The organism is Acinetobacter gerneri DSM 14967 = CIP 107464 = MTCC 9824 (assembly GCF_000368565.1).
GTDB classification, from domain to species: domain Bacteria; phylum Pseudomonadota; class Gammaproteobacteria; order Pseudomonadales; family Moraxellaceae; genus Acinetobacter; species Acinetobacter gerneri.
Window position 1 is genome coordinate 1 of record NZ_KB849523.1, and the last position, 3,988, is coordinate 3,988.

Genomic DNA, 3,988 nt, shown 5'->3' on the forward strand with positions numbered 1-3,988 from the left:
CCCCTTTCACCGACAATCCCTCCCCTTTCACCGACAATCCCTCCCCTTTAATTCTCGCAAAGCTATATGCAGCAATGCTTTGAAGGGGGTCTAAAAACCTTTAAAAACCTTTAAAAATATAAAAAAAGGACAGCGTTAAAAAATCCTGTGGATAACTGCCCTATGGCACTCGCTAAAGCTCGTGACATTTTGACCTCGCTACGCTCGGTCTTGGGGGCAGTTATTAGTTAATCCTGTTTGTGAATACCCAAAGCAAAAGCAACTATGAATTCGCTTCGCTCATAGAACTTTTTTACTCGCTGCGCTCGATCTAGGGGCATATACCAACATGAAAATATTGATTACTAGAATTCAATGGATTTAAAAGCGGTTTTTCAGAGGGTCGAAAGTCGAACTTTCATTGTGTCGCTCGTAGACACTCGCTTATAACATTCTGATAATGTTTAGATATTCTTAATTAAAAGACAAAAAAGATAATCTTAACGTCCTTTTTCCTGATCACCTTTGGACGCACCACGTACAAAATCCTGTTGCTGTGGTCGTTGTTGTTCCTGTTTAGGCATCTCAAAATTCGGGTTTTCTTGGTATTTTTCGATGAATTTATCTTGAACCTGTTTCAATTTTAATTCTAATTGTGGATTACTAAAACGCTCTGATAGCGTAGATTTCAGAGCATTATATGCCTGTTTTTGTTCTTGATTTAATTGGTTGTAGACGTTCTCAAAATCCAATTTTTTAGATTCTTCTTTTGTCTTTTGACTAAAACCTTTGGACAGGTGATTTTCAGGGTTTTTCATCTGCTGAATGATCAATTGATCAACCTGTTTTTGTGTTTTTTCCCTGTCATCCCTTAGATTTTTCAGGGTTTCTTTCCAATTTTCATGATCTTTGTTGGCAAATAACCCGAATTTTTTCGCTGGAGGCTCGTTGTTTTCCAATTGCTCAATTTGTTGGTTAAGCAGGTTCAAGTGGTCTTTGGCTTCCTGATAGATATTTTGAATGCCTGTAGATTGCGCTGAATTGCGCTCTAAGGTGGTTTTGTCTTGAAAAGGTAGTTCTGCATGGGTTTTTTCTTTTTCGTTCAAAATAGAGCGTTTTAGATCGGTTAGAACGCTATTTGTTGCAATGATTTCCTGATCAAGTCCTTTGATGATTTGCTCATACTCTAATTTTTCGGCATTTCTTGCCTTGATTGCATCGTTTTTTAGGCTGATTTCGGTATCAATGCCCTGTCTGCGGAGCTGTGTAATCATGCTGCCTTCGTGAACAGTCGGTTCTAGGTCATATTTCAGGTCGCTGTAACTCAAATGGCTTACTCGTTCCTGTGTGCCGATCTGCTCCAATTCCCGATTGACCATATTTGCCCATAATTCACGGTAGGCAAGGGTTAGATTTTTGCCATCATCGTTAAATTCTCTCGCTTTTTTGCCTAGTTCGCCCTGCTCGTTGATGCTTCGAGTGGTAAACATGATATGAGCGTGGTAATTGCGTTCATCACTGCCACTTTTGGTATGTGGTGCATGGATCACAGCATCGACTACGACATTGTGATTTTTAACGAGGGTCTGCGCTAATTCATCGAGCATTCTTTTTCGGGTGTCTGCATCGACTTCATGCGGAAATGCAATTTCAAATTCTTTGGCAAGTCTTGCGGTAAGTTTTAGATCACCATTTTTTTTAAGTTCGCTTTTCTCAACTTCGTTCCAAAGCGTTTGGCGGTCTAATAGATTTTCATTAGCATGGCTTGGCACATAAATATTTTTATATTCGATGCCTGATTTTTTGGTGTAATCCTGTTCTTTGCCATAGACACTATCCACCAATTTTTCACCTGAACGATAGGCAGCAGCAGCTACGGCACTTCGTCCGTTACTACGTCCTATATTCTTAATTGAAAAATGATAGATTGCCATTTTCTCTTTTGTCTTCTTCCGCTTTTGCTTTTGGGGTTAAGGGGTTTCCCCTTACGCAACGTCCATTTTTTACGAAGTCAAAAAAATGGGTAAGTGCGCCCTTCGGGAAAACCACGATAGCAGATAGCACCTTGAATTTCAATTAATGTGCGCTTATGCTGACTGTGGTTTTTTAGGCTTTGGAATTACAATGAAAAATGAATCTTTAGATCAAAGAATTGCTAAACAAGAAGAGCGATTAAAACAGCTCAAGGCTCAAAAGCAAGCTGTATTGGCTCGTGAAAAAAAGAAGATTACAGACCAACAAAGAAAGGACGATACTAGACGTAAAATTTTGCTAGGGTCTTTGGCACTTAAACAAATGGAAAATGAAGAGAAGAAAACAAAAATACTTGCTGATTTAAACGAGTATTTAACAGAAGATCGGGACAAAAAATTATTTGGACTTTGATTGTTAACTAAGATTTAATCATTATTATTTAATAACGACAGAGGGTTTTTATTATGGGCGAATGGAGTGATTATTTTGCAGATTTTCCAGAAGAAGATATGGGAAATTATCGAAATGGAGTGTTTGATCCAGAATTAGCTAGAAGTAGACATCCTGATAATTTTTCAATGACTCCCCACGTTTCTGAACATGAAAAAAAATTACGTAGAGAACAATATAAAATTTTGATGCGTTCAAAAGGTATAGAAATTAAAGATTAGTCTTAAATCTTAATTTTTTAGACTAGACTGTGATTCTTTAATCTTGTCTAGTTTACGCTTTCTGTCTTCAAAGTAAGTATTTAAGCCGTCATTAATAGGATGATTAGGATTTCCGACAGCTTCATTTTGTCTTTTGATCACATCTTGATTGACTAGCATTATGTCTTTTTTCATAACTCACCTTTTAAAGTCGGTTTCAGTTTGTAAAGCCTTAAATATTCGTTTGGCAGTTTCTGCACGGACTGATTGCGGATCTCGTAGAATATTTGAAATCCATACAGCAAATGCAGAGTAGTCCTTATTTTCTGCTAGATCACTAATACTATGAAGTTTTGACAAAATAGAGCTGTAAGTATTGATTTGACTATCAGACATTTTGTGAAAGAGGTCAGGTGTATTTTGATCCCTTAACACTGTCACTTTTTTAGGTTCTGCTTTTAATTTAAATTTTAGTTCTAAATGCGTGAATTTACGCCCTGATTTTATTAATTCGTAACTCACTTTATAGGGAGTTTTTTCATTAATTTCATTGACTGCGGTATCAATAACCCACTTTCTTAAATCTTTAGTTGCTTCATATTTTTCAAATAAGGCTAAAGCATAACGGAGGTCATCCAAGCTTACTTTACAATAACCCGTTGATTTAAATTGCATCATCATTTGATAAAAACGGAAGCTATAAACACTCCCAAACCCAGCAACATCATCAATGACGAACTGCGTGAAATTGTCTTTTAATTCACTAAGTAACGGCAAAATACGGCTATCAAACACAACCCTAGCCACAATGTCATCACTATGCCTACCAACAGGCAGAGATTCTAATAAGTTATATTTTCTTAACCCATTGATATAGTTTTTATAATCTTCTGGATTTGGGTATTTTAATTTTAATCGAGCATCAGCATTTTTATCAAAACGTAGAACTTCGGATAACCAATGAAACTCTAATATTCCTGCATTGGTATCTATGAGTAATGTTTTTTTCATCAAGTCTTTAGTAGCATTTCTAATATCTCTTGTCGCCTGATCTGCATTTGCACCTAATCGGACAAAGTCTTCTCTCGTTATGTAATACGCTTGTTTGGGGTCTATAGGTTTGTTTTTAGGAATTTGAGCCAATGCAGATAACAATAAACGCTGTTCGCTGACACTTAAATTGTATGACGCTTTAACAATGGAATTATCCATCACGATTAGATCATTACTCACCCGACAATCTCTCCCTTTTTAGTATTAGGAGAGTTTTATAACACTCCTATTTATGAGTTAAAAGGAGAGATTTGTAACTCTCCTTTTTCACCGACAATCCCTCCCCCTTTCACCGACAATCCCTCCCCTTTCACCGACAATCCCTCCCCTTT

The 3,988-nt window shown here is 36.9% G+C and carries 5 protein-coding genes; 2 read left to right on the forward strand and 3 right to left on the reverse strand.

Annotated elements, in window-relative coordinates:
* Positions 1-479: 479 nt before the first annotated feature.
* Positions 480-1,913, reverse strand: coding sequence for a MobQ family relaxase (mobQ, locus tag F960_RS00170; protein WP_004846104.1), 1,434 nt, complete (start codon positions 1,911-1,913; stop codon positions 480-482).
* A 190-nt stretch (positions 1,914-2,103) separates the two neighbouring features.
* Between mobQ and F960_RS00175 the strand changes: the two genes are divergently transcribed.
* The gene (locus F960_RS00175) at positions 2,104-2,364 is read left to right on the forward strand and encodes a hypothetical protein (RefSeq protein ID WP_004846106.1); all 261 of its coding nucleotides are present in this window, start codon (positions 2,104-2,106) and stop codon (positions 2,362-2,364) included.
* Positions 2,365-2,417: 53 nt separating this feature from the next.
* Complete coding sequence (locus tag F960_RS00180; protein WP_004846109.1) at positions 2,418-2,624, forward strand: hypothetical protein; 207 nt, start codon at positions 2,418-2,420, stop codon at positions 2,622-2,624.
* 9 nt (positions 2,625-2,633) lie between these two features.
* Here F960_RS00180 and F960_RS22510 read toward each other — a convergent pair whose 3' ends face one another.
* Positions 2,634-2,798 (reverse strand): hypothetical protein, encoded by a 165-nt coding sequence (locus F960_RS22510; RefSeq protein WP_004846111.1) that lies wholly within the window; start codon positions 2,796-2,798, stop codon positions 2,634-2,636.
* Positions 2,799-2,801: 3 nt separating this feature from the next.
* A complete protein-coding gene (locus F960_RS00185; protein WP_004846113.1) occupies positions 2,802-3,836 on the reverse strand; it encodes a RepB family plasmid replication initiator protein in 1,035 nt (344 codons plus the stop codon).
* Between the last annotated feature and the right edge of the window lie 152 nt (positions 3,837-3,988).